Origin of the sequence: Variovorax sp. V15, assembly GCF_041154425.1 — a bacterium.
In the GTDB taxonomy this organism is placed as follows: Bacteria; Pseudomonadota; Gammaproteobacteria; order Burkholderiales; family Burkholderiaceae_C; genus Variovorax; species Variovorax guangxiensis.
Genome location: NZ_AP028659.1, coordinates 4881567 through 4903247, shown reverse-complemented (window position 1 = coordinate 4903247; position 21681 = coordinate 4881567). Strand labels below are relative to the sequence as shown.

Annotated in this window: 25 protein-coding genes and 2 tRNA genes; 16 read left to right on the top strand and 11 right to left on the bottom strand. The window is 64.9% G+C overall.

Annotation, left to right across the window (positions count from 1 at the left end; genetic code table 11):
• The 11 genes from ACAM57_RS23295 (at position 1) to ACAM57_RS23245 (ending at position 9382) form a co-directional block, all read left to right on the top strand.
• Positions 1–666 (top strand): hypothetical protein, encoded by a 666-nt coding sequence (locus tag ACAM57_RS23295; protein WP_369659109.1) that lies wholly within the window; start codon positions 1–3, stop codon positions 664–666.
• Complete coding sequence (locus ACAM57_RS23290) at positions 663–2198, top strand: hypothetical protein (protein WP_369659108.1); 1536 nt, start codon at positions 663–665, stop codon at positions 2196–2198. Before ACAM57_RS23295 ends, ACAM57_RS23290 begins: the two co-directional genes overlap by 4 nt.
• 10 nt (positions 2199–2208) lie before the next feature.
• The gene (locus tag ACAM57_RS23285; RefSeq protein ID WP_369659107.1) at positions 2209–4029 is read left to right on the top strand and encodes a hypothetical protein; all 1821 of its coding nucleotides are present in this window, start codon (positions 2209–2211) and stop codon (positions 4027–4029) included.
• Positions 4026–5063: a hypothetical protein gene (locus ACAM57_RS23280; RefSeq protein WP_369659106.1), complete on the top strand. Its 1038-nt coding sequence runs from the start codon at positions 4026–4028 to the stop codon at positions 5061–5063. The genes ACAM57_RS23285 and ACAM57_RS23280 overlap by 4 nt, the downstream gene beginning before the upstream one ends.
• Positions 5064–5131: 68 nt before the next feature.
• The gene (locus tag ACAM57_RS23275; protein WP_369659105.1) at positions 5132–5740 is read left to right on the top strand and encodes a hypothetical protein; all 609 of its coding nucleotides are present in this window, start codon (positions 5132–5134) and stop codon (positions 5738–5740) included.
• An 81-nt stretch (positions 5741–5821) separates the two neighbouring features.
• Entirely contained in the window at positions 5822–6226 is a 405-nt protein-coding gene (locus ACAM57_RS23270) for a hypothetical protein (protein WP_369659104.1), read from the top strand.
• 12 nt (positions 6227–6238) lie between these two features.
• Positions 6239–7681: a LamG domain-containing protein gene (locus ACAM57_RS23265; RefSeq protein WP_369659103.1), complete on the top strand. Its 1443-nt coding sequence runs from the start codon at positions 6239–6241 to the stop codon at positions 7679–7681.
• A gap of 9 nt (positions 7682–7690) precedes the next feature.
• On the top strand, positions 7691–8029 hold the full coding sequence (locus ACAM57_RS23260; protein WP_369659102.1) for a hypothetical protein: 339 nt from the start codon (positions 7691–7693) through the stop codon (positions 8027–8029).
• Positions 8026–8343 carry a hypothetical protein gene (locus ACAM57_RS23255; protein ID WP_369659101.1) on the top strand — a complete coding sequence of 106 codons (318 nt, stop codon included), beginning with the start codon at positions 8026–8028 and terminating at the stop codon, positions 8341–8343. Before ACAM57_RS23260 ends, ACAM57_RS23255 begins: the two co-directional genes overlap by 4 nt.
• Positions 8340–8900 (top strand): lysozyme, encoded by a 561-nt coding sequence (locus ACAM57_RS23250; RefSeq protein WP_369659100.1) that lies wholly within the window; start codon positions 8340–8342, stop codon positions 8898–8900. The genes ACAM57_RS23255 and ACAM57_RS23250 overlap by 4 nt, the downstream gene beginning before the upstream one ends.
• Positions 8900–9382, top strand: coding sequence for a DUF2514 family protein (locus ACAM57_RS23245; protein ID WP_369659099.1), 483 nt, complete (start codon positions 8900–8902; stop codon positions 9380–9382). Before ACAM57_RS23250 ends, ACAM57_RS23245 begins: the two co-directional genes overlap by 1 nt.
• Before the next feature lie 45 nt (positions 9383–9427).
• Here ACAM57_RS23245 and ACAM57_RS23240 read toward each other — a convergent pair whose 3' ends face one another.
• A complete protein-coding gene (locus ACAM57_RS23240; RefSeq protein ID WP_369659098.1) occupies positions 9428–10555 on the bottom strand; it encodes a cell envelope integrity protein TolA in 1128 nt (375 codons plus the stop codon).
• A gap of 147 nt (positions 10556–10702) precedes the next feature.
• On the opposite strand from ACAM57_RS23240, the gene ACAM57_RS23235 reads away from it, so the two are divergent.
• Positions 10703–12862 carry a hypothetical protein gene (locus ACAM57_RS23235; protein ID WP_369659097.1) on the top strand — a complete coding sequence of 720 codons (2160 nt, stop codon included), beginning with the start codon at positions 10703–10705 and terminating at the stop codon, positions 12860–12862.
• A gap of 4 nt (positions 12863–12866) precedes the next feature.
• The gene (locus tag ACAM57_RS23230) at positions 12867–14540 is read left to right on the top strand and encodes a hypothetical protein (protein ID WP_369659096.1); all 1674 of its coding nucleotides are present in this window, start codon (positions 12867–12869) and stop codon (positions 14538–14540) included.
• A 91-nt stretch (positions 14541–14631) separates the two neighbouring features.
• Here the strand turns inward: ACAM57_RS23230 and ACAM57_RS23225 are convergent, their stop codons facing one another.
• From ACAM57_RS23225 to ACAM57_RS23205, 5 genes are all read right to left on the bottom strand, one after another.
• A complete protein-coding gene (locus tag ACAM57_RS23225; RefSeq protein WP_369659095.1) occupies positions 14632–15168 on the bottom strand; it encodes a thermonuclease family protein in 537 nt (178 codons plus the stop codon).
• Positions 15165–15416 carry a hypothetical protein gene (locus tag ACAM57_RS23220; protein WP_369659094.1) on the bottom strand — a complete coding sequence of 84 codons (252 nt, stop codon included), beginning with the start codon at positions 15414–15416 and terminating at the stop codon, positions 15165–15167. Before ACAM57_RS23220 ends, ACAM57_RS23225 begins: the two co-directional genes overlap by 4 nt.
• Positions 15417–15851: 435 nt before the next feature.
• Entirely contained in the window at positions 15852–16079 is a 228-nt protein-coding gene (locus tag ACAM57_RS23215; protein ID WP_369659093.1) for a hypothetical protein, read from the bottom strand.
• Positions 16080–16098: 19 nt separating this feature from the next.
• Positions 16099–16440, bottom strand: coding sequence for a hypothetical protein (locus tag ACAM57_RS23210; RefSeq protein WP_369659092.1), 342 nt, complete (start codon positions 16438–16440; stop codon positions 16099–16101).
• Positions 16441–16463: 23 nt separating this feature from the next.
• Positions 16464–16931 carry a hypothetical protein gene (locus ACAM57_RS23205; protein WP_369659091.1) on the bottom strand — a complete coding sequence of 156 codons (468 nt, stop codon included), beginning with the start codon at positions 16929–16931 and terminating at the stop codon, positions 16464–16466.
• Positions 16932–17020: 89 nt separating this feature from the next.
• Here ACAM57_RS23205 and ACAM57_RS23200 point away from each other — a divergent pair, with 89 nt between their 5' ends.
• Positions 17021–17761, top strand: coding sequence for an SOS response-associated peptidase (locus tag ACAM57_RS23200; RefSeq protein ID WP_369659090.1), 741 nt, complete (start codon positions 17021–17023; stop codon positions 17759–17761).
• On the opposite strand, the gene ACAM57_RS23195 is transcribed toward ACAM57_RS23200, so the two are convergent.
• The 3 genes from ACAM57_RS23195 to ACAM57_RS23185 form a co-directional block, all read right to left on the bottom strand.
• Positions 17762–18082, bottom strand: coding sequence for a hypothetical protein (locus ACAM57_RS23195; protein ID WP_369659089.1), 321 nt, complete (start codon positions 18080–18082; stop codon positions 17762–17764).
• Between the two features lie 73 nt (positions 18083–18155).
• Complete coding sequence (locus tag ACAM57_RS23190; protein ID WP_369659088.1) at positions 18156–18470, bottom strand: phage protein NinX family protein; 315 nt, start codon at positions 18468–18470, stop codon at positions 18156–18158.
• Positions 18471–18624: 154 nt separating this feature from the next.
• A tRNA-Lys gene (locus ACAM57_RS23185) sits at positions 18625–18700 on the bottom strand.
• A 140-nt stretch (positions 18701–18840) separates the two neighbouring features.
• Here ACAM57_RS23185 and ACAM57_RS23180 point away from each other — a divergent pair.
• Positions 18841–19548: an SDR family NAD(P)-dependent oxidoreductase gene (locus ACAM57_RS23180; RefSeq protein ID WP_126022834.1), complete on the top strand. Its 708-nt coding sequence runs from the start codon at positions 18841–18843 to the stop codon at positions 19546–19548.
• A 49-nt stretch (positions 19549–19597) separates the two neighbouring features.
• On the opposite strand, the gene ACAM57_RS23175 is transcribed toward ACAM57_RS23180, so the two are convergent.
• Positions 19598–19673 (bottom strand) — tRNA-Ala (locus tag ACAM57_RS23175).
• A 90-nt stretch (positions 19674–19763) separates the two neighbouring features.
• Here ACAM57_RS23175 and ACAM57_RS23170 point away from each other — a divergent pair.
• The gene (locus ACAM57_RS23170; RefSeq protein ID WP_369659087.1) at positions 19764–20630 is read left to right on the top strand and encodes an alpha/beta hydrolase; all 867 of its coding nucleotides are present in this window, start codon (positions 19764–19766) and stop codon (positions 20628–20630) included.
• A gap of 16 nt (positions 20631–20646) precedes the next feature.
• On the opposite strand, the gene ACAM57_RS23165 is transcribed toward ACAM57_RS23170, so the two are convergent.
• Positions 20647–21624 carry a GMP reductase gene (locus tag ACAM57_RS23165; protein ID WP_369659086.1) on the bottom strand — a complete coding sequence of 326 codons (978 nt, stop codon included), beginning with the start codon at positions 21622–21624 and terminating at the stop codon, positions 20647–20649.
• Positions 21625–21681: the final 57 nt, after the last annotated feature.

Here is a 21681-nt window from a genome sequence, read left to right as displayed (position 1 = left end):
ATGGCTCTGCTCTTCGAGGATGACTTCGTTGGTGCGGCGGGCTCCATCGCGGGCCGCGTCACGACCGGCGGCGCCTGGGGAGCGAGCCTTTCACCGGCCGGCCAGTGCGAGCTCGACGGTGCCGGCGCCTGCGTGGTCTCGGCGGACGCCGCCGACGAAGGTATCCATCTGCTCACGGACATCCTGTCCACGGACGATTTCACCTTCAGCGGCTCGATCAAGAACACGGCCTCCGCGTTCTCATCGCAGAACTTCCTGCGGCTGAAGGTCTTCACGTCCAGCAGTGGTTCGTCGGGCGACTACATCGGCCTCACGCTGACACCCGGCTCCGGCTCGCAGTACTTCGTGCAGTTCCTGTGCAGCATCAGCGGCAGCATCCAGACCGTGGACTGGACGCAGCCCGGCGGTGTCGGCACGGTGTGCACCTTCGAGATGCGCGTCGACCAGGCCGCCGGCGAAGTCGAAGTCTGGACCGCTGGCGTGCTGCGCGGCACCATCCCGCAGGCGCCGACCGTCGCGAAGATGATCCCCAGCATCGACATCCAGCGCTCCAACACCGGGATCGACGGCGGTGCCGTGCTGCACATGCGCATCGACACCGCAGGCCCGCCGCCGGCAACCCCTGATTTCTGGACCAACTTCGTCAACACCCGCGAGGTCGCATGAAGCCCGTCAAGTACCGCGACGGCTTTAGCGGTCAGGGCGGGAAGGACGCCACCTTCCTCGACACCTCGTCGACGTTGCCCTACCTGAAGAAGCGCCGCTTCGATCCCGAGACCGGCGGCCAGGTCGTCGCCCACAAGCGCGGCGACTTCCTGGAAGTGACCCGCGAGGGCACGCTCGAGGACGGCTTCTACAGCATCGGCATGATCGACGGCGAGAAGCGGGTGGTGGGCTCTGCCACCGCGCGCGGGCGCTTCACCGACCGCGGCACCTTCATCGCCGACGACGGGTTGCTCGGCGTCGATCGCATCCGCTACTACGGCCGCGGGCTGGGCCTGGACACCACGTCGACGCTGCTGGGCACGGCCACCGACTTCGACGGCAAGCCCTGCAACGCCTACAAGCTGCAGACCTACCGCACCCGCGACGGCCGCCGCTTCGTGGCGTTCTACGACTTCACGGCCTTCGCGCCCTTCGAGTACGGCACCCAGTTCACCTTCATGTCCGGCGAGGTCTACGGGCCGCCCGGGGCGCGGAAATTCCAGTCCGCCTACGTCTACCAGAGCCTGGACCCCAGCGGCCAGCACTACCACGCCTTCCTGCGCGACGACGGCACCACGCGCGTGCTCGGCGACACTCTCTACATGCCGAACCAGCTGGCGACCTACGCGGCGCCAGCGCGCATCGCGCCCGGCCGGCACGTGTTCATGGGCGCCTACCTCCGGCCGCACTACAGCGGCTCCAGCGTGGATGCCGCCGCATGCCCGGGCCTGGTCTTCCAGTTCACCGACGACGCCGGCGCGACCTGGAACGAGGCCAGCAGCACCGAGCTTTTCCAGGAGTTCTTCGACACCATCCAGACGCTGCCGGTGCCGTCGTATGCCACGATGTTCAACACCGCGGTCAACGCCTGCGGCTTCTACGCGGCGCCGCTTAACGCCTCGCGCGCGCTGGCCTACGTGGTGGTGCCCTATGCGCCGAACCCGGGCGTGGACTTCGTGCTGAAGGCCAAGGTGAAGCTGGGCATCATCGACGCCAACGCCCGCACGCTGCTGAGCACGCTGACGCTGTTCGACGGCGAGGTGAATGCCGCCCTGGCGTTCTGGAGCGGCGGCTGCGTCGGTGTCGAGGGCGGCGCCGTCGTCGTCACCCGGCCACTGGCCACGGTCTACACCAACATCCAGAACGAGCCGCCGGTGCTGCTGTTCACGCCCGATGGCGTCTCCATCGCCACCATGCCACCGGCACCGCAGCCGAACTACCGAACCGGCATCGTGTCGGCGATCGCGCCCGGGATCATCGTGGCGCCGATGTACGACGGTGCCCACTCGCTCTTCGAGTCCCGCGATCGCGGCGCGACGTGGCAGAAGAGGGCGGTGCTCACCGACCGCGCTGCGGCGCCGGTGAGCGACGTCGGCAAGTTCCAGCTCGAGGACTTCGCCGCGCTGACCTTCCTGCGCCGCAACGGCCAGCCCGCGGGAGCGACACCGGGCACGCCCTGGGCATCGGATAGCCGCATCGCCCCACCGATTTGAGGCCTCGCCCATGACGAACCAACTGATCCGAAACGGCTACAGCTACACGGTGCCCGAGGTGCCGTACCAGCCGGCGCGCCCGGCGTACTGGAGCACCGAGTCCCGCACCGCCGTGCGCGTAGGGCCGCCGAACACGTCGAAGGGTGCCTGGGTCACGACGACCGACCCGGTGACGGGGCGCACCAGCACGGTCTGGGATCCGAACTATCCGGTAAACCTGTCGCCGCTGACCCCCTACACCTACACCGTGGAGGTCTTCCATCCGGCCACGGCCGAGGTGATCGGCTCGCCGGCCTTCGCGGTCGACGTGCCGCCGCAGGGCTGGACCTCCTTCGCGCACTCCATCGAGGCGGCGCGCGGCGGCGCCAGCATCACCTACGTGGTGCCGCAGGCTGTCATGGGCGCGGTGGTCGGCGTCACCCGTGAGACCAGCGCGCCGCCGGCCGGCTACGGGCACATCCTGCACGGCCTGCTCTTCAACACCGGCTCGGTGCGTTCGCTGACCGGTACCTTCCTGACCTCGTACTTGTCCAGCGACGAGTTCCAGATGGACGTCGCCGCCGGCGGCCTGGCCACGTACCGCAAGAACGGCACGCCCTTCGCGTCAGAGGCCTCGGCCGTGCCGCCGGGCGCGGACCTCTTCATGGCGGCGGCGCTCTTCAGCTCCGGCGACAGCATCGACGAGCCGTCCATCGCGGTCTACAGCTCGGGTGGCATCGTCGGCACCATGCCGGGCGCGCAGGGCCTGCTCAGCGAGGCCAGCACCACGGCCCAGTTCGTGACCGAGATGCCGGCCGCCGTGGGCTTCCTGGGCGTGGGCAACGGCATCCGCGCCACCATGCCGGCACTGACCGGCTTCCTGGCCGACGCCGACACCGCGCAGATCGCCGGCGAGATGCCGCCGCTGGAAGGCGCGATGTACGGCGGCACGCCGGTGATCGACTCCAACAACAAGATCATCGGCACCATGCCCGCCGCCGCGGGCGCCATGAACGTGCTCTCGGGGCAGGTCTTCACCAGCACGGCCGCTGCGCCGGCGCCGAGCGGCTTCCTGTCCGACCATGACGGCGGCCAGATCCTGGGCATCGCGCCGGCCGCGGTGGGCACGCTGGGCGTCGAGTCGGCGACCATGCGCTACCTGCTCGACGGCATCGTGTTCGATGTGCCGATGCTGGCCACCGCGCTCAACCAGGCCGACGCCCGCGACAGCTTCGGCTTCGACGTGCCGATGACGGGCACCAGCATCGACGTCGCCGACATGCGCGACGCCTTCGGGTTCGACATCCCGATGAGCATCGCCGGCGGGGTGGAGATCGTGGACATCCGCGACGGTTTCACCTTCGACGTGCTGCTGACCACGCCCGGTTCTGACCTGGAGGTGCACGCCGTCAACATGGCCGGCTACGGCAGCACCAGCTACGCGAACTACGGATTCAACAGCTTCGCGCGCATCGGCGACCGCTACTACGGCGCCAAGCTGGGCGGCCTTTTCCTGCTGGAAGGCGACACGGATGCCGGCGCGCCGATCCAGGCCGCGATCTGCCCCGGGAAGCTGGACTTCGGCAACTCGCAACAGAAGACGGTCGCCGAGGTCTTCATCGGGGCCTCGTCGGAGTCTCCTCTGGTGCTCAAGGTGTCCGGCCCGGCCGGCGCGTTCGAGTACCAGGCACAGGGCTACTCCGAGGAACTGCAGCAGCACCGCTTCAAGCTCGGCAAGGGCCTGAAGACGAACTACCTGATCCCTGTTTTCTACAACCAGGACGGCGCCGACTTCGAGATCGACAGCCTCGAGTTCATCGTCGCCGACCTCTCCAGAAAGACCAGAGCATGACGACCCCTATCAACCCCGGCGACCTCGTTTCCGTGCCCGATCCCAGCACCGGTGGGGCCGGCGCGCCGGTGGTCGTCTCGCAGGTCATGAACGGCAAGTGGCGCAACGCCGTGCTGCTGCTCAACGCAGCCTCGGCGCGGGCCGACGATGCCATCGAGATCACCGACCCGGCGCCCCAGGTGCCGCTGATCGACCTCGACACCAGCTACGTGACGCCGATCAAGCCCGTGCTGCCGGACAACAACCCGGCCGACGCGAAGGCGATCTTCGACGACGCCCGCGCCGAGATCCACGACGAGATCACGATGGGCTACGTCGACTACCTGCAGACCTACTTCCCGGACCGCTCGTACTTCGACAACGCGATTGCATGGATCAACCGGGCCCTGACCACCGGCGGCACCGGTGTGAATGCGGCCGTGGAGGCGCAGATCTACGAGCGCGGCCGGGCACGGCTCAACACCGAGGCGATGCGTGCCGAGAACGACGCCATGCAGGCTTTCGCCAACCGCGGCTTCCCGCTGCCGCCCGGCGCGCTCGTGCACCAGGTGCAGCTCATCCGGCAGGACCTGCGCGACAAGCTGGCCGAGCAGAGCCGGGACATCAGCATTGAGGCGTTCCGCGCCGAGCTGGAGAACGCGCGGTTCGCGGTCGGCCAGGCGCTGGACATGTGGATGAAGGCGGTGGCCAGCGCTGGTGAGTACATCCGCACGCTGCTGCAGGGCGATCAGGTCGCCGCAGGCCTCGCCACCGCGATGGTGAGCGTGCGCAGCGAGCTTGCCCGCAACCTGGTGGCGCTGTACCAGGCCGAGACTGCGGCGCTGGAGCCGCGCGTGCGCCTCGCGATCGCCGATGCCCAGATCAAGGAGGCCGGCAACGAGGCGAACCTGCGTTCGAAGAACCAGACGCTCAGCGATCGGGTGCAGGCCGCCATCGCAGCGCTGACCTCGACCACACAGGTCGCCGCGGCATCGCTGAATGGCATCAACGCCGGTGCCAGCATCAGCGGGCAGGATTCATCTTCCCTCGGCTAGTTTCCTCAGAATGATGTAATCACGCGTCGCGAGGGGCGACGCATTACAACGCAAATGATGAGGACCAAGTGAACAAGCCAGATTCAAATCTCAAGGACGAGCTGAATGCACTCGAACGCAGCATCAGTCGGGCGAACATTGTTGTGATTGTGTGGATCGTCGGCTGGGCCGCTTTCTACTTTATTTGGTTCTTCTGCATCAAACACAACGGAATTTCCGACGCACCGGCGAACTGGGGCGTCATGGGCGATTTCTTTGGAGGGGTGCTCAATCCTGTGGTGGCGTACTTCGCGTTTTACTGGCTTACCAAATCGGTGCGACTGCAAAAGGAAGAACTCGCTGAGGCTCGAGATGCGTTGGGCGCTGCGGCGGCCGCGCAAAACTTGCAAGCGCAGCTCGCGCGTACGAGCGTTCGCCTGGAAGCTCTCAGCACTTTGGCAAACACGATCATTGCAGAAGTCAGTACTCAAAGAACGCTGCTGCAGTTCTACGTAAATCAGCTATCGCCGGCAAATCGATCGCTGTATGACATCGAAGGACGGCCTATGCATTTTGACGATTTCAAGGCCAAGATCGCAGAGGTTAATGCAGCGATTTCTAAGCGCATGCTCGAGCGCTGGGAATATGAAGAAGAGATCAAGAAGCTGATCAAATTTCAGGGAGAGTTTGGCGAATGACCAGTGAATAGATATGCACCCCACTAGGGTTCGCTAGGGACGCCTTGTGCCGACACCATGTCGGCATTCAAGGAGTTCCCCATGACCATCCAGATGGGCACATCGCTGCGCAACGCGCGCAGCGCACAGATCGAAATCACCATTGGCACGACCCCGAAGGTGCAGATCCGCACCGGCGCGCAGCCCGCCAACTGCGCCGCGGCCGACAGCGGCACGCTGCTCGCCGAGTTCACCTTGGCGTCGGACTGGTCGACGCAGGCCAGCGGCGTGCTCACTTTCAGCAGCACGCCCATCGGTGCCACGGCTTCGGGCACCGGTACGGCCGCGCACTACCGCATCAAGGACAGCGCCGGCACCACGTGCCATATGCAGGGCAGCGTGACGGCTACGGGCGGCGGCGGCGACATGACGGTGGACAACACCAGCATCGCGTCGGGCCAGTCCGTGCAGATCACTGGCTGGACGATCACCGAAGGCAACCCCTGAGCCTGAGGAACCGTGGCCGATCGCAACATCCCGAGCAACAGCGACGCAGCGTATGGCAGCGTCGTCACGCATCTGCACTTCGACGGTGCAGACGGATCGACAACGTTCACGGATCAGAAGGGGAAGACTTACACCGCCAACGGAGACGCGAAGCTCAGCTCGGGCTCTCCGAAATTCGGCAGCGCCTCAATGCTGTGTGATGGGGTTGGCGACTACATCTCGACAACGAGCAATCTCACGGACTTCCAGTTTGGCACCGGCGATTTCACCGTAGAAGCATGGGTGAAGGTGTCGCCGCTTGTCACCGACCGGGTGCTGTTCGACTACTACCAGACCTCCCAGATCAATTGCTGGGAGCTGTATATGGACAGCTCCGGCAATCCGCAATGGTGGTCCACCGACGGCGGCAGCGGCGTTTTGGTTCTAGGAGCGAGTGGCGCTCCCATCAACACCGGAGATTGGGTGCATGTCGCGGTTTGCCGCGTCCTTACTGCGCTGGCGATCTATGTCAATGGCGTGCTTAAAGCCAGCGTAACCGATACCCGCGACTACACAATCTCTCTCCTCCGATTCTCAATCGGAGCCCAGGTCAATACCCGCAATCCCACGTATGACTGGAACGGGAACATTGACGAGGTGAGGATCACCAAGGGCGTCGCTCGATACGTCACGAACTTCACACCGCCAACTGCCCCGTTTGACGATACGCCTGTCGTGCTCCAGCAGGTGCTTGACGGGGTTTCGCAGATCGCGACTGGAACAGTCTCGACTGGCGCTGATCGGTCCTTCGCTGCGGCCCAGACTTTGGATGGAGTGACCTCTTCAACAACTGCCGCTGTGAAAGTGTCTGCTGCTGCTGCCCAGACCTTGGCCGTTGTTGGACAGGCTGCGAGTGCTTCCATAGCTGGCAGCGCCTCTGCGGCTCAAACTCTCTCCAGCGTCGCCCAGTCCGCTACAGGGACCACTGGTGGCGCAGATCGAACCGCTTCTGCAACTCAGACTCTTGCGAGCGTTTCTCAGGCTTCTGGCGCCACGGTCACGGCCAAAGCAAGTGCATCAAATACGCTCGCAGGCGTCACACAACTGAGTGTCGCCCATGCGGGCATCAAAGCCTCTGCTTCTCAAGCTTTGGGAGGCGTTTCTCAGGGTGCGGTGGCTCAGGCGAGAGATGCATTCGCTGCAACGCAGTTGCTGCAGGGGGTTTCCCAGACCGCCACCGGCATCGTGACCGACACGGTGCGCGCCTTCGTCGCAGCCCAGGTCCTCGCAGCAGTCTCGCAGACAGCCCGCCTACGGCACGAGTACATCTTCGAGCGCAACGAGCGCACGGTCGACGTGCGCGCCGAGTCTCGGGTGTTCGCTGCCGCCGCTGAAGACCGCAGTTTCGAGGTGGTGCCGGAAGCCCGTGCCGTGGCTGTCGTCGGCGAGATCCGCCGCATCGCCTTCACCGACTGAAAGACCAGCATGGCCACGCCCAAGCCCACCACCTACGAGATCGATCGGAACGGCGACTTCGTGATTGAGAAGGACCCCGATGCGGTGCTCGACTACCCCTTCGACTGGAGCGGTTGGCTTGCCCTGAACGGTGACGACCAGATCGCGAGCGCGGAGTTCGTTGTCGACCCCTCGCTGACCATCGTGGACCAGGCCTTCGACAGCACCACGGCCACCGTCTGGCTCTCCGGCGGCACGAAGCCGGCGACGGGCTCGAACAAGCTGCGCGTGACCTGCCGCATCACCACCAACAACACCCCGCCACGGATCGATGACCGGTCCATTTTCTTGAGGATCGTCGAACGATGACCGACTCCAACACGACGGACGGCGCGCCAGCTGACCTGCCACACCCCGAGATCGTGGCCATCCACGCGCGGCTCGATGAAGGCGACGCCCGCATGAGCCGCATCGAGGCGAATCTCAAGGCGAACACCGAGTCCACCCAGCGCGTCGAGTCCAGTGTGGGCGAGCTCATCGAGTGGTTCTCGAACGGCAAGGGCGCCTTCAAGGTGCTCGAGGCCTTGGGCAAGCTGGCGAAGCCGCTGGCCGCCATTGTGGGCCTGGGCGTTGCCATCGCGGCGGCGTACACCGCGTGGCGCACCGGAGCGACCCCGAAATGAGCGCGAAGACCAAAGTCATCAGCACCATCGTCGTCGCCGGCGCGACGCTGGTGGCCGGCAGCCCGTTCCTCATGGGCTTCCTGCAGAAGTGGGAGAGCGGCAGCGCCCGTGTACTCACCGTCTATGCGGACCGGCTGGCCGGCGGCCTTCCCACGGTCTGCAACGGCCTCACGCCCCACGTCACCAAGACGCCGATCATCGTGGGCGAGCGCTGGACCGACGAGAAGTGCGAGGCTGAGGAGCGGGCCGCTGTCGTCGCGGTGCAGCAGCGCCTGGCGACGTGCTTCAAGCGGCCGCCGTCGCAGATGGTGTTCGACATGGCGACCTCGCACGCCTGGAATCTCGGACCCACGGCGACATGCGGCAGCGGTGCAATGGCGGCCTGGAACCGCGGGCAGTGGGCCCTGGGCTGCCAGCGCATCGCGCGCGGCGACGACGGCACGCTGGTGTGGTCGTACACCTGCAAGACGGTGGCCGGCCAGCGGCAATGTACCTTCGTGCAGGGCTTGGCCAACCGCCGGGCCGATGAAGCCGCCACGTGCGGCGGAGCACTGTGATGCCGGACTTCAGATCGCTCGCGCTCTACGTCTGCGCCGTGCTGCTGGCGCTCTTGGGCGTGCAGACTGTGCGCGTGGCCGAACTGCAGCAGGCCGCCGCCGAGCGCAGCGCGGTCGACGCCGAGAGCCATCGCTTGGCCGAGCGGGCCCAGCGCGCCGAAGAACAACGCCGCACCACAGCCGTTACGAAGGAGGCGACCAATGCTCAAACTCAAACTGCGGCTCTCGATGCGAGCCTTCCCGCTGCTCGCGCTGCTGCTTACGGCGTGCGAGACGCAGCCTACGGCGCCGGCGGTCGAGCCCGCGCGAATTCCTGCCCTGCCGTCGCAAGCGCGCGCCAGCTCGGTGACGACCCCATCGGTGTGCTCGTTGACGTGCTCGGCCGGGCTGACCAGCGAGCGGGAGAACTGGCGGAATACGCTGACCGGCTCCGGATTGCAGGGGTCACCTGTGAGCGTTCCTACGATGCGCTGAGTCCTTAGAAAGGCGGCATCTTGCGTAAGTGATAGCTAGAGCTTCGGTAAGTACTAGTACCTAGTCTGTGCCGGTATGAGTTGCTTTGCGAGTCCGTTCTGATACTGAGAAAAAACTTGGGAATTGGCTCGGACAGAGCAAAAAATGCATGGAGGAGCCTTGGAGCCACACCATCTGCCCTGGCCACCTCCGGGGCCCACGCCTGCTTCGGTTTGTTGGCAGCGGGCGATCGAACGGTAGCTCATCTGTTTATCGAAGTAGTTCGTTACCTTGTCGTCTGCGTAAGTGCAGGCAGATGACCCTCTACCGCCAGCGCAAGCATCCGTTCTAGCATCAATCAAGTTGCGAAAGATATTCCGGCTGCGTTCCGCCTCTGCAGCGTCGCGTCGGGCTTGCTCTTCTCGTTTTTTGTTGGCCTCGGCTGCTTCTTTCGCGTCTTTTGTCTTTTTCTCCTGCGCAAGTTGTTCAGCTTGTTGGCGCGCTTTTGCGGCTTCTTCCGCAATTGCATTCCGCCGCGCGACTTCTGCTTCATGGGCTCGCTGAACTACCTGATCTTGCTCTGATGGGGTAACTACTCGAAACCTAGAGATCCCGTTGGCATCAGTCTCTCCAAGGAGCATATAACGTGGATAAAGCACGTTGATTTGCTTCTGATCAGCGGGCAGTTCGTTAAATAGCTCTGGTTCGCCTCGGCCGAGCATCCCAGTGAGAACTGCGTTCGAATTCTGGCCACTGATCGCATCAGAGACGTAGTAGCGATTCAGAAAGTTGCCTCGATCGGGTTTTTTTCCCAGATCGAGCGGCGCATCAGCCGAAACGATGACTGCCGCACTTCTGTTTCCGGCATTGAGCTTGTCTTTAATCTTATTTTCAGCCGCTTCTCTCGCGTTCGCCATCCGACTGGCTTCGACGTAGTAGCCCAACGTGGTATTTGTGTAGTCGGCAAGCCTTCGGATGCTGCTCAAGCCCGACCCAGCAGCACCTTTTGCCGGATCGTAGTAAGGCTGGATTGGGAGACCGACAGGAGAGCCGATGTCATAGCTAAGGGCAGAAGGCGAATTGATGACGACAAGCTGCCCGTCAACGATCTTGAATGTCTGGTCGGATCTCGCGAGCTCGCACCCTGAAAGGGCGAAAAGCAAGGAAAGTGCGCGAACAAGGATTAGCCAAGATGATTTCATCACTACCCCTCGGAGTACGTGCCACCCACGGGTAACGATGATGGCAGGTTCTAATGCGGGTGAATAGCCGAGGGCATCTGCCCCCCATAAGGTTCGACCTTTGGCGCAACCGCGCGAAGAATGCCATGGAACCTCAGAAAGGCCCCCATGGCTACTCAACTCTTGCCCGACGAAACAGGCTTTGGCGTTCGCCCGCGGCTTCCACCTCCTTCGAATGCTTCCCTTGGCGCGGTGCCGCCTTCCTTATCGGGAAGCGTGATCGGACGCCGGCCAACGATCAACATGGGCATGGCCGATGTCGTGCCGCCCGCTCAGCTCCCTCCAGCACAAGGAGGCACTGCTGTACCGGCGACGGCCCCGAATGCCTCGGTGACGAAGACGGCCCCGGCTGCACCGAGCAGCGAGATCATCGGACGCAGGCCGACCATCAACATGGGAGCCGCAGACGTGGTTCAGCCGGCGCGAGTACCGGCTGCGGCATCGCCCGCTGCCCTGCCAGCCGCTGAGGCTGCTGGTGCACGCATCCCCGTGGCCCGTGCCCTCGGTGCTGCCGGTGCCGCGCTCGGCGTCGGCCTCGAAGGAAAGCAGGTCTATGACGTCGCGATGAATCCCAACGCGACGGGGCTCGATGTCGCCGCCCAGGCTGCGCAGGGGGTCGGCCGCCTCAGTGCAGCAGGCGCTGGTGCCGGCATGGGCGCGGCTGCGGGCTCGGTACTCGGGCCGCCCGGCGCCGTGGTTGGGGGCATCGTTGGAGGCGGTCTCGGGTACTTCGGCGCGGACCGCGCTATCGCCGCCGGCCGCTCGATGACGGGCTCCGATCCTCGTTCTCCCGCTGAGCGACTCGCAGCCGAAGCGCCCGCAGTTGTCGCCGCGCCGGCGGCCCCGACGGAAAGCGGTGGTGCGGTCTTCGGCATCTACCCGCGTCCGAGCAGCTCGCGTAGCACCAACGCGAACGACGCCGCCCTGCAGCGCGGCGTGCAGGCCACCGGACCTTCGACCTTCGTGCCCGCTGCGGCCGCTGTCGCCCCACCACCAGCCACGCCGCAGAGGCTCAACAACCTGACCGATCCGCGCAGCCTCGAGTTTCAGGGCGGCGCACCCGCTGCATCGACGGGCGCACCCGCGGCACCGCCGATGGGAGAACCGCTTGTCGACGCCATGACCGGGTTTGGCGCGGTTCCGCTTGCTGCAGCTGCACCGGCTTCGAATCTGCCCTTGGGCGTGAGCCGCAACGGAAACAGTTTCTCGGGAACGAACGTCGGTTCGGCGCCTGGAGCGGGCCCGGGCGCACTTGGCGGCCTGGAAGATACCAACGCGCGACTGGCGCGCCTGCAGGCCTCGAACGCGGCCGTACCGCAAGGCGGCCTCACCGTCATCGAGAACCCTGGGCCCGCCGCAGCGCAGGCGATGTTCGATGGTGCCGCGCTGCGCACGACGCTGGCGCGCGGCGCGCCGCCTGGCCGCAACGGCGCGCAGGTCTTCGCGCAACAGGTCGAGGGCGCTCAGACGCCGATTCAACAGCGCGTTGCCGCTGCTTCGCAGGCGGCACGGGATGCTGCAGAGACGCAGCGCTCGCTGATCCAGGAGCGTGGAACCGAGGCGCGTGCACGGTTGGTGGATGCTCGGCAACAGGAGGCCAACGCCATCGACCGTGCGCGTCTCGGCATCGAGGCAATTCGCGCAGGTAATACCGGCGTGCCCACGGGCTACCGAGTCAAAGCGGATGGGACCGGCCTCGAGCCGATACCCGGTGGTCCCCAAGATCCGAACACGCCGAAGGGCAAGAACACGCTCAACGACACCCAGGCGAAGGCACTGCAGTTCGGCAGCCGTATGCTGGCCTCCGAAGACATCCTGAACCGCATGGCCGCCTCGGGCGTGAATCAGCCCGGGCTCATCAAGCGTGCTGCAGATGCCGTTGGCATGGGCGCGGCGGCGAACTGGACACAGAGCCCGGCCCAGCAGCAGGTCGAGCAGGCGCAGCGCGACTTCATCAACGCCGCGCTGCGGCGTGAGTCCGGTGCCGCGATCGCCGATTCGGAATTTGCGAACGCGCGCCAGCAGTACTTCCCTCAACCCGGCGACAGTGCGCAGGTGATCGAACAGAAGCGTCGCAATCGCGAGCTCGCCACTCGCGGTATCTTGGCCGAGGTGCCGGAGTCGGAACGCCGTCTTGCGCAGGTCAGCGCACCTGCCGCAGCCTCGGGCCCTGGCAGCCTGCCACCTGGCATGACGCGCCAGGTCGGCACGTCCGGCGGCCGGCCGGTTTACGAAGACGCGCAGGGCCAGCGCTTCATTGGAGGTTGATCCCGTGGCACAACTTCAACCCTTCACAGGCCAACTCGATCCGACGCCAGCACCCGCGGCACCAGCGCTGCAGCCCTTCACCGGCCAGCTTGATGCTGCGACCCCCGCGGCCCCTGCGGTAAATCCCGTAGCGGGCTTCGTGGCCGGGCTCGGCCGCGGCGCCAAGGACGTCATCGACACCGGTGCACAGCTGCTGGCCAGCGGTTTCGACAAGGTCGCCGGAACCAAGGAAGGCGAGCGCGTCGCCGCGATGAACAAGGTCGGCACCGACCAGTTCAAACAGGACTACGGCGGCAGCACGGCCGCGGATGTCGGTCGTGTCGGCGGGCAGGTCCTGGCGACGCTGCCGGTCGGCGGCGCCGTAGGTGCCGGTGTCCGCGCAGTGGGTGCCGCTGGTGGCGTCGCCCCAGGCGTTCTGGTGCCGCTGGGCGAAGCGATCGCGTCGGGAGGTCTCAGCGCGCAAGGGGCCGGCCTCGGTGTGCGCTCGGCAGGTGGCGCGATCTCAGGAGGTCTGACGGCAGGGCTGGCAGATCCAGAACAGGCCGGCACTGGTGCTGTGCTCGGTGCTGCGCTGCCCGGTGTAGTGCGCGGCCTCGGTGCTGCTGGCCAAGCGATCGGCAGCACGCTGCGCGGGCCCGAGGTGCCGCTCGGTGTCCGGCAGGCCGCTAAGGCCGCGCAGGACGTCGGATATGTCATCCCGCCGACCCAGGTGTCTCCGACGCTTGGCAATCGCATCATCGAAGGCCTCGCCGGCAAGATCAGCACAGCGCAGAACGCCAGCGCGCGCAATCAGGAGGTCACGACTTCTCTGGCGAAGCGTGCCCTTGGCGTCGCCGACTCCGAGCAGCTGACTCCCGAGCTTCTGCAGAGCATCCGGCAGCGCGCCGGCGCCGCATACGATGCTGTCGGCAGCACGGGCACGATCACGCCGACTGCGGCATACGATCGCGCACTCGATCGCATCACGGCGCCATACCGGCGCGCGGCTGCTGGCTTCCCGGACGCGGCGCCCAATCCGGTGATCGCCGAGATCGACTCGCTGCGATCCGGTGCATTCGATGCGCGCAGCGCGATCGACAAGATCCGCGAGTTGCGCGGCATGGCAGACGCAGCGTATCGACGCGGCGAGAAGGACATGGGCAAAGCCTTCAAGGACGGTGCCGGTGCGCTCGAGAACGTGATCGAGCAGCATCTCGCGACCAACGGTTTCCCGCTGGCGATGCTCGATGACTTCCGAAATGCTCGCCAGCTGATCGCGCGCACGTACAGCGTCGAGCGCGCATTGAATCCGACCACGGGGAGCGTGTCCGCGAAGGATCTGGCCGCGCAGATCAAGCGCGGGAAGCCGCTGGCCGATGAGCTTCGGCAAGCCGGGGAGTTCGCCACCGCATTTCCGACGGCTGCCCAGGTCACGGAGAAGGTGGGCAGCAGGCCGCAGTCTTCGCCACTCGATTGGGCACTGGCCGGCGGCCTCGGGGCGGCAACGGGCGGCAGCCCACTCTCGTTGATCGGGCTCGGTGCTCGACCGCTCGCACGTGCTGCAGCATTGTCGGGTCCGATTCAGCGCGCGCTTGCTGCGGCTCCAGCAGCTTCGACTCAGCCCGCGCTCGGCGTCACTGCTGCCCGTCTTGCGATTGGTCGCGGCGCACCGGTCGCCCTCTCAAATCGCGACCAGTGAGCCCGCAGTAGATGCCCCATACCAGCGCGGCCAAGCCGAAGACGACGAGCTTGCCGATCTGGTAGGTGGTAAAGGTCATGGGCGGAATGTATCAGGGCTGTGCACGCTTCTCTTTGCGCCATTCCCATGGCGCCATCGCACGCTTGTCGCCCCAGAGGCCGGCGCCCTTCGCTGCCGCCTCCTTCTCGGCGAACTCGTACTGCCCACGCTCCTCTGCGGTCTGCTCACGCGCGTAGTCCCGATACCACCAGGCCATGCCGATGGTGATCATGGCCAGGCCGGCATCCAAGGTCTTTGGGCCGCTGGGTGCTGAGCTCGGTGCGACGCGGACGCGGCAGACGCTGCGGCCGTAGCGGTCGGTCTTGCGGCAGTCGAGGTCGACCTCCTTCATGTAGACAAGATCGGACATCGCCTCCTTCGCGCGCTGGCCAAAGGGCTGCTTTTTCTCGGGGGCGTCGATGCCGTTGAAGCGCACCTTGACCTGCTCGTAGGCGCCGGCGGTGCCGCAGCGCGCGGTGAGGGTGTCCCCATCGCTGACGCCGACCACGAGGCAGGTGCGGACGTCGGCCGCAGCGATCAGGGGAAGGGCGAGCAGGGCGCCGAGCAGCAGTGCGCGGGCGCCCCTCATTGCAGCGCCACCTCGGCGCCGTCGGCTGCCACCATCACGCCTGGCGATGCCTCGTCGATCTCGATGGGCACGCCCATGTGCTTGGTGGCGCTCATGTCGCGGTCGCCCGGGATGGTCATGAGGTTCAGGCAGCGCACGTACTCGTCGCGCAGGGCCGGCGACAGAACGAACTTTTTCGGGTAGGCGTTGCCGTTGCCCTTCCAGTGGGCAATCAGCTTGTCGGTCATCTGCAGGTAGAGGGTGGTCATCGTCTTAAGGTAGTCATTGGTTTTCGTGTCAAGCCTTTGGCGGTTGTCAAAAGACCCCAGAGCCGTCATTTTTCACAACTTCCCTCAGAGACGCGCGTAAGGTAGTGCCGCCGCTGCGCGTGCCAATCATCAATAGGGGTGTCGCGCGTGCAAGGGCTCGGAGTTGCGCATGGACCGTGCGGCCTACGTTCCAGCAGGGAAGACCGGTGACTGGGCTTTCTCAATTTCTCACACGGCTGCGCCGGAGGGTGGCTACTCCGGTGCAGCCGACATCAGCTTTCAGGGAAGGCACCAATGTAAGCTGGTGCTGGCCAGTCCCTGTCTCTCTCGGCAAGAGGGAGATGAGATGCTGAAGAAAAAGTGCGTGGACTGGATCGAGCAGCGAGAGGGTCTTCGCGGCAACGAGAGTCGGTCGGCAGCTGAAGAGGCGTGAGATCAATCGAGGCCCGCAGCCCGTCGAATCTCTACCGGTCCGATGCCGTTGTACACCAGGCTGCCATCCTTCAGCGACGTGACCGTCCAGCGCTCGGCGCCGTACCCGGGCGTGACCTTGTAGTCGCCCGGCGCCAGCGGAAGAGGGCGTTCTTCTCGGGCCGTGCTGCTGTACCAGGCTGGCGTGTAGAGAGTGGTCGATTCGGTGGGGAAGATGTCAGCTTGGCTCATGGTCTGATTGTCCGTGGACTCACCGTGGAAGCGGCACCGCAGGGAGACCATGCTTCACGCGGATAGCGGCGTCGCTCTCTTGAATGACATCCTGCAGCTCGCACACCCATTCTTGGATCACCCAGTGGTAGTCGTCGCGTTCGTACCCGGTGAACTTCAGCTCAATGCCTCCCGCAGAAATCAGCCTTGGCTCGAAAAGCTGAAAGACTCCATCCTTGCCTTCGACGGAGAGCACGATGACTTTGCGGTAATCCGGCGCTTCCTGGACCGAGGTCCGAAACATGCCCTCGATGGGGGCCGATTGGCGGTTCCAGGGCTGAATCCGGCCTTTGGTGCGCCGAGCCCATACTTTGACTCTCACGATGGTCCGTGGCTTTCACGTCCTCAGAACGGAACCGGGCCGTACAGCCCACGGATGTGATCGCCGACGCTGCCTTCACGGGGATCACGGAAGCGATCCGCAGCACAAGCGCAGAGCGTGGCCACGCCGTAGGCGAAGTCGAGCATCTCCTTCGACAGCCGCTGGTTGTCTTTCGTGAGCCCAACCCTGGCGGCGAGCGCCTGGAACTTCTCCTCCGCGCGGATGAATTCGGTGTCATCGCCGATGCAGGCGCTGTAGTGCTGGCGGGCCACCTCTTCGGGCAGCCGATGACCGACCACGCGCTGAAGTGCGTCGCCCTCTATCGACGTGATTTCTATGTCGATTTCGCCGTGCGTGATGGCATGCGATTCCTCGATGTAGCGGGCGATCCACTCCTTCCTCCCGGATCGCTTGAGGGTAGGTGGAACAAGGGAGATTTCTGGGGCAAGTTTGGCGACGGGGAGGTGAGTCGAGGCGAGTGAGGATTCCATGATGGGCTCCGAAATAACTGTATGAAAATACAGTATCTGCCTCGGGTATCTGGCCGTCAACAGGTTCTTGAGCGCAGAATCTGGACACCATGTGCACCCGTTACATCTCTCCCGAAGCCCGCGAGATCGAGGCGGCCTGGTACATCGGCGCCCGCACTGCCGAGAAGTGGCTGCGCAGCATGAACCCCCTCTACAAGGGCCCGTTCATGCGCCGCGCGCGAGACGTCACCGAGTACGAGCGCGAGCTGGTGGTGGGGCAGTGGGGGATGATCCCGCCCTGGTCGACCTCGAACATCCCGCAGACGAAGCCGCGCAAGGGCGAGGTGAAGGGCAAGCGCCTGAGCACCGTCAATTCGCGCACCGACCGGATGGAGAAGTCGCCGACCTACGGCAACGCCTGGAAGAAGAGCCAGCGCTGCATCATCCCGGCCAGCAGCTTCGACGAGCCGAACTGGGAGTCCGGGAAGAACCAGTGGTGGCGCTTCAAGCGCGCCGACGGCAGACCTTGGGGCATCGCAGGCCTGTGGGACACCTGGACGGACATCAAGACCGGCGAGGTCTGGGACAGCTACACCATGCTGACCATCAACGCGAACCTGCACCCGCTGATGTCGCGCATGCACAAGATCGAGATCGACCGGGCGACTGGGCTGGAAATCTTCGACAAGCGCTCGGTGGTGCCGCTCGAGGAGCACGACTTCGACCGCTGGTTGACCTGCACCGTGGAAGAGGCGCGCGACATGCTGATGCTGCCGTCTGTGAGCGTGATCGATGCAGGCCCGGCGCAAGAGGTGGACGAAGGTGAAGCTGAAGTGGCTGATGAAACCTGATCAGCTCGCATCGCCATCTTCGTCAGGCGCTTGAATCGTGAGGGCTTTTTCGATTGCAACGCGCAGTGTGGAGCACGCTGGGTGATCAGAGCCTAGCTTTGCTTCAATTTGTTGGAGTGAGGATCGCGCTGCGGCGAGCAGATCCGGAGCCGCGGCGATCAATGCAGCATTTGCCGCGTCCTCTTCCTGTGTGCCGAGTACGACAGCAACGCGCCTGTCATCGCCAAGAATGACCCGACAGTTTCCGTCGTAGTCGCCGTAGTCTCCTAGGTCGCATGAAATCCACGGGCCTGGCGAATGGATGGGCAGCGTAAGGCTCATTGATCTCTCCAGTGAAACCAAAGAGAGCAATGTAACTGCCGCTCTGAGGCTCGCCTACCTGGGCCGGGCCCCGTTATTCGACCTCGGGGCCGAACCGTGCGCGCACGTAGGCCCGCATGGCGGCGATGAGCGGCGTCGGCCCCTCCATCCATGCTCCGTTGGAGTTGCTGGCACGGTTCGGCAGGCGGCCAGTGGACACTGCGCACCAGGTGCCGCCCTTGGCCGGCATCGGCGCGACCTGGATGCCCTCGCGGTCGATGATGGGGCCGCCCTGAGCCCAGTTCGTGGACGGCATGAACTTCAACTGGGTGTCGACGGTGGCCTCGACACCCTCGGCCTTGGCGACCCAGAAATCGAGCTGCGAGCCGGCGAGGTCTGAGACTTTCATGGTCGATTTCTCGTGAAGCGTGAAGCTCGTCTAAGGGTGGTGCGGGAACACTGGATATGCGACGCGTCGCATAAGCGGTCACATTGAGTACCGAAATGAAAAACGCCCGCTACCTTTTAGATAGCGGGCGGTTCAGCATTTCTGCGGGTGTTGGTGGTGGGCCCTGAGTGACTCGAACACTCGACCTACGGATTAAGAGTCCGCTGCTCTACCAACTGAGCTAAGAGCCCTTGCTTTGAAAACGTTTAGTGTTTTCTGGCAAGACCACGAGTATATCCCAGAAATCGAGCTTGTCCAAAAAATTTGTGACTTGCGGCGTTAGGATTCGTCATCGACGACGGGGCGGAGGCCCTCAACCAGGAGAACTTCGATGAGCGACGCCAGCACCACGCCACATATCTTGATCACCGGCGCCGCAGGCGCACTTGGGCGCGCGGTGGCCCAGCACTTCATCGATCAGGGCGCGCGCCTTGCGTTGGTCGACCACCACGCGGGTCGTCTGGCCGAAGTGTTCCCGGGGCTCGGCAACTCGCAGCACCTGCTCCTGTCGGGCGATGTGACTTCCACTACCGAGATGGCGGCTCTTGCGGAGCAGACGCTGAAGTCCTTCGGCCGCATCGACACGCTGGTGCACATCGCCGGCGGCTTCGAGATGGGCGAGGCGACGCATGCGCTCACGCGTGCGAGCTGGGACCGGATGATGAATCTCAACGCCTGGTCCTTCGTCGCGGTGACGCAGGCGGTGCTGCCTTCGATGATCGAGCGGCGTGCCGGCAACGTCATCGCTGTCACCGCGAAGGTCGCGGTGCGCGGCGTGCCGGCGATGGCTGCGTACATCGCATCGAAGAGCGCACTGCAGCGGCTGGTGGAAGCCATGGCGGCCGAGGCTGCGCCGCATGGCGTCAACATCAACAGCGTGGCGCCGAGCGTGCTCGACACACCCGCAAACCGGCAGGCGATGCCCGATGCGAATCCTGCCGACTGGGTGTCGACGTCGGTTGCCGCACAGACCATCGCATTCCTCGCGTCGCCGGCTGCGGCTGCGCTGCACGGGCAGCACCTGACGCTCGATACCTGAGCAAAAAAGAAAAGGCCCTGGCGGATGCCAAGGCCTTTTCCGAGTCGGTTGGTGGAGAGGAGGAGGATCGAACTCCCGACCTCCGCATTGCGAACGCGGCGCTCTCCCAGCTGAGCTACCCCCCCAACGCAGGGCGAATTTTAACCAAAACCGCCGTTTTGGCGCATGTCGCCGTGCCAAGATGCGCCCCTCGCAAAACACGGAGCAAAGACCTCATGGCCTTGTTCGATCCCGCCTGGCTGGAAGGCATGTACAACAACCTCGCGCGGGTCAAGGACCACCCCGCGTACTTCCAGCGCTGGGCCAGGGAATCCGCCGAGGCGCGCGAGATTCTGCCTGCCCGCATCGATTTGCCCTACGGCCAGGGCGTGAACGAGACGCTCGACATCTTTCCCGCGCCGGTGCCCGATGCGCCGGTGCTGGTCTTCATTCACGGCGGCTACTGGCGTGCGATGGACAAGAAAGACCATTCCTTCATTGCTCCGGCCTTCAACGACCGCGGCATCTGCGTGGTGCAGCCCAACTATGCGCTCTGCCCCGGCACATCGGAGCAGCCGGTCACGGTGCCCGGCATCATGCTGCAGATGGTGCGTGCGCTCGAATGGACGTGGCGCCACATCGCTGCCCACGGCGGCGATCCGTCGCGGATCACCGTGGCTGGCCACTCGGCTGGCGGGCATATGGCGGCAGCTCTGTTGGCCTGCGACTGGAAAACTGTCGCGGCCGACCTGCCCGCGCACCTGGTGCGCAACGCGCTAGCGATATCCGGCCTCTACGATCTGCGCCCGCTGCAGCGCACGCCGTTCCTTGAAAACACGCTGAAGCTGACCGACGCCGACGCCCTGCGTGCCAGCCCCGCCTTGTGGCCGGCGCCGAAGCGTGGCCAGCTGTACGCCCTCGCCGGCGGCGGTGAAAGCGAAGAGTTCATCCGCCACAACGCAATGATCCGCGATGCGTGGGGCCGCAACACCGTGCCGGTGTGCGAGGTGCTTCCAGGTCTCAACCACTTCGACGTGGTGGACGCGCTCGCCGATCCGGCGCATGCGCTGCACCGGCACGCGGTGCAGCTCCTGGAAGCCTGAAGCCTGACGAGGGCAGTTACATCAGCAGGTGTTCGCCGGCGTTGTCGCCGCCGAGCGTCACGTAGTTGACCTTGCGGATGTCCATCAGCGCGCGGCCGCCAGCGTAGCTGATCGAGCTCTGCACGTCCTGCTCCATCTCGACCAGCGTGTCGGCCAGCTTGCCCTTGATGGGCTCGAGGATGCGCTTGCCCTCGACGTGCTTGTACTCGCCCTTGTTGAAGTCGCTGGCCGAGCCGTAGTACTCCTTGAAGAGCTTGCCGTCGACCTCGACGGTCTTGCCCGGCGACTCCTCGTGCCCCGCGAACAGCGAGCCGATCATGACCATCGATGCGCCGAAGCGCACGCTCTTGGCGATGTCGCCGTGGTCGCGGATGCCGCCGTCGGCAATGATCGGCTTGGTCGCCACGCGGGCGCACCACTTCAGCGCCGACAGCTGCCAGCCACCCGTGCCGAAGCCGGTCTTGAGCTTGGTGATGCAGACCTTGCCCGGGCCGATGCCGACCTTGGTCGCGTCGGCGCCCCAGTTCTCGAGGTCGATCACGGCCTCGGGCGTGCCGACGTTGCCTGCGATCACGAAGGTCTTCGGCAGCTTCTGCTTGAGGTAGCCGATCATGTTCTTCACGCTGTCGGCGTGGCCGTGCGCGATGTCGATCGTGACGTACTCGGGCACGAGGCCCTGGGCCGCCAGCTGGTCGACGGTGTCGTAGTCGGCCTTCTTCACGCCCAGCGAGATGGAGGCGAATACGCCCTTGCCCTGCATGTCCTTGACGAACTTGACGTTGTCGAGGTCGAAGCGGTGCATCACGTAGAAGTAGCCGTTCTGCGCCAGCCACAGGCAGATCGACTCGTCGACCACCGTCTTCATGTTGGCGGGAACCACCGGCAGGCGGAAGCAGCGCTCGCCCAGCGTGACGCTGGTGTCGCACTCGGAACGGCTCTCCACGCGGCACTTGCGCGGGAGGAGGAGGATGTTGTCGTAATCGAAAATCTGCATGACCAGGCTCCTGAAGAGAATCGTTGAAAGAAACGAATGAGCGCTTGGTCCGGCCGG

What these genes read in the sequence shown, in the direction of transcription:
- ACAM57_RS23220 (WP_369659094.1), bottom strand. Translation starts at nt 15,416, where the DNA reads ATGACCACCCTCTACCTGCAGATGACCGACAAGCTGATTGCCCACTGG.
- ACAM57_RS23195 (WP_369659089.1), bottom strand. Translation starts at nt 18,082, where the DNA reads ATGAGCCTTACGCTGCCCATCCATTCGCCAGGCCCGTGGATTTCATGC.
- ACAM57_RS23260 (WP_369659102.1), top strand. Translation starts at nt 7,691, where the DNA reads ATGGCCACGCCCAAGCCCACCACCTACGAGATCGATCGGAACGGCGAC.
- ACAM57_RS23270 (WP_369659104.1), top strand. Translation starts at nt 5,822, where the DNA reads ATGACCATCCAGATGGGCACATCGCTGCGCAACGCGCGCAGCGCACAG.
- ACAM57_RS23215 (WP_369659093.1), bottom strand. Translation starts at nt 16,079, where the DNA reads ATGAGCCAAGCTGACATCTTCCCCACCGAATCGACCACTCTCTACACG.
- ACAM57_RS23240 (WP_369659098.1), bottom strand. Translation starts at nt 10,555, where the DNA reads ATGAAATCATCTTGGCTAATCCTTGTTCGCGCACTTTCCTTGCTTTTC.
- ACAM57_RS23170 (WP_369659087.1), top strand. Translation starts at nt 19,764, where the DNA reads ATGGCCTTGTTCGATCCCGCCTGGCTGGAAGGCATGTACAACAACCTC.
- ACAM57_RS23285 (WP_369659107.1), top strand. Translation starts at nt 2,209, where the DNA reads ATGACGAACCAACTGATCCGAAACGGCTACAGCTACACGGTGCCCGAG.
- ACAM57_RS23180 (WP_126022834.1), top strand. Translation starts at nt 18,841, where the DNA reads ATGAGCGACGCCAGCACCACGCCACATATCTTGATCACCGGCGCCGCA.
- ACAM57_RS23200 (WP_369659090.1), top strand. Translation starts at nt 17,021, where the DNA reads ATGTGCACCCGTTACATCTCTCCCGAAGCCCGCGAGATCGAGGCGGCC.
- ACAM57_RS23205 (WP_369659091.1), bottom strand. Translation starts at nt 16,931, where the DNA reads ATGGAATCCTCACTCGCCTCGACTCACCTCCCCGTCGCCAAACTTGCC.
- ACAM57_RS23290 (WP_369659108.1), top strand. Translation starts at nt 663, where the DNA reads ATGAAGCCCGTCAAGTACCGCGACGGCTTTAGCGGTCAGGGCGGGAAG.
- ACAM57_RS23190 (WP_369659088.1), bottom strand. Translation starts at nt 18,470, where the DNA reads ATGAAAGTCTCAGACCTCGCCGGCTCGCAGCTCGATTTCTGGGTCGCC.
- ACAM57_RS23245 (WP_369659099.1), top strand. Translation starts at nt 8,900, where the DNA reads ATGCCGGACTTCAGATCGCTCGCGCTCTACGTCTGCGCCGTGCTGCTG.
- ACAM57_RS23255 (WP_369659101.1), top strand. Translation starts at nt 8,026, where the DNA reads ATGACCGACTCCAACACGACGGACGGCGCGCCAGCTGACCTGCCACAC.
- ACAM57_RS23165 (WP_369659086.1), bottom strand. Translation starts at nt 21,624, where the DNA reads ATGCAGATTTTCGATTACGACAACATCCTCCTCCTCCCGCGCAAGTGC.
- ACAM57_RS23250 (WP_369659100.1), top strand. Translation starts at nt 8,340, where the DNA reads ATGAGCGCGAAGACCAAAGTCATCAGCACCATCGTCGTCGCCGGCGCG.
- ACAM57_RS23280 (WP_369659106.1), top strand. Translation starts at nt 4,026, where the DNA reads ATGACGACCCCTATCAACCCCGGCGACCTCGTTTCCGTGCCCGATCCC.
- ACAM57_RS23225 (WP_369659095.1), bottom strand. Translation starts at nt 15,168, where the DNA reads ATGAGGGGCGCCCGCGCACTGCTGCTCGGCGCCCTGCTCGCCCTTCCC.
- ACAM57_RS23295 (WP_369659109.1), top strand. Translation starts at nt 1, where the DNA reads ATGGCTCTGCTCTTCGAGGATGACTTCGTTGGTGCGGCGGGCTCCATC.
- ACAM57_RS23235 (WP_369659097.1), top strand. Translation starts at nt 10,703, where the DNA reads ATGGCTACTCAACTCTTGCCCGACGAAACAGGCTTTGGCGTTCGCCCG.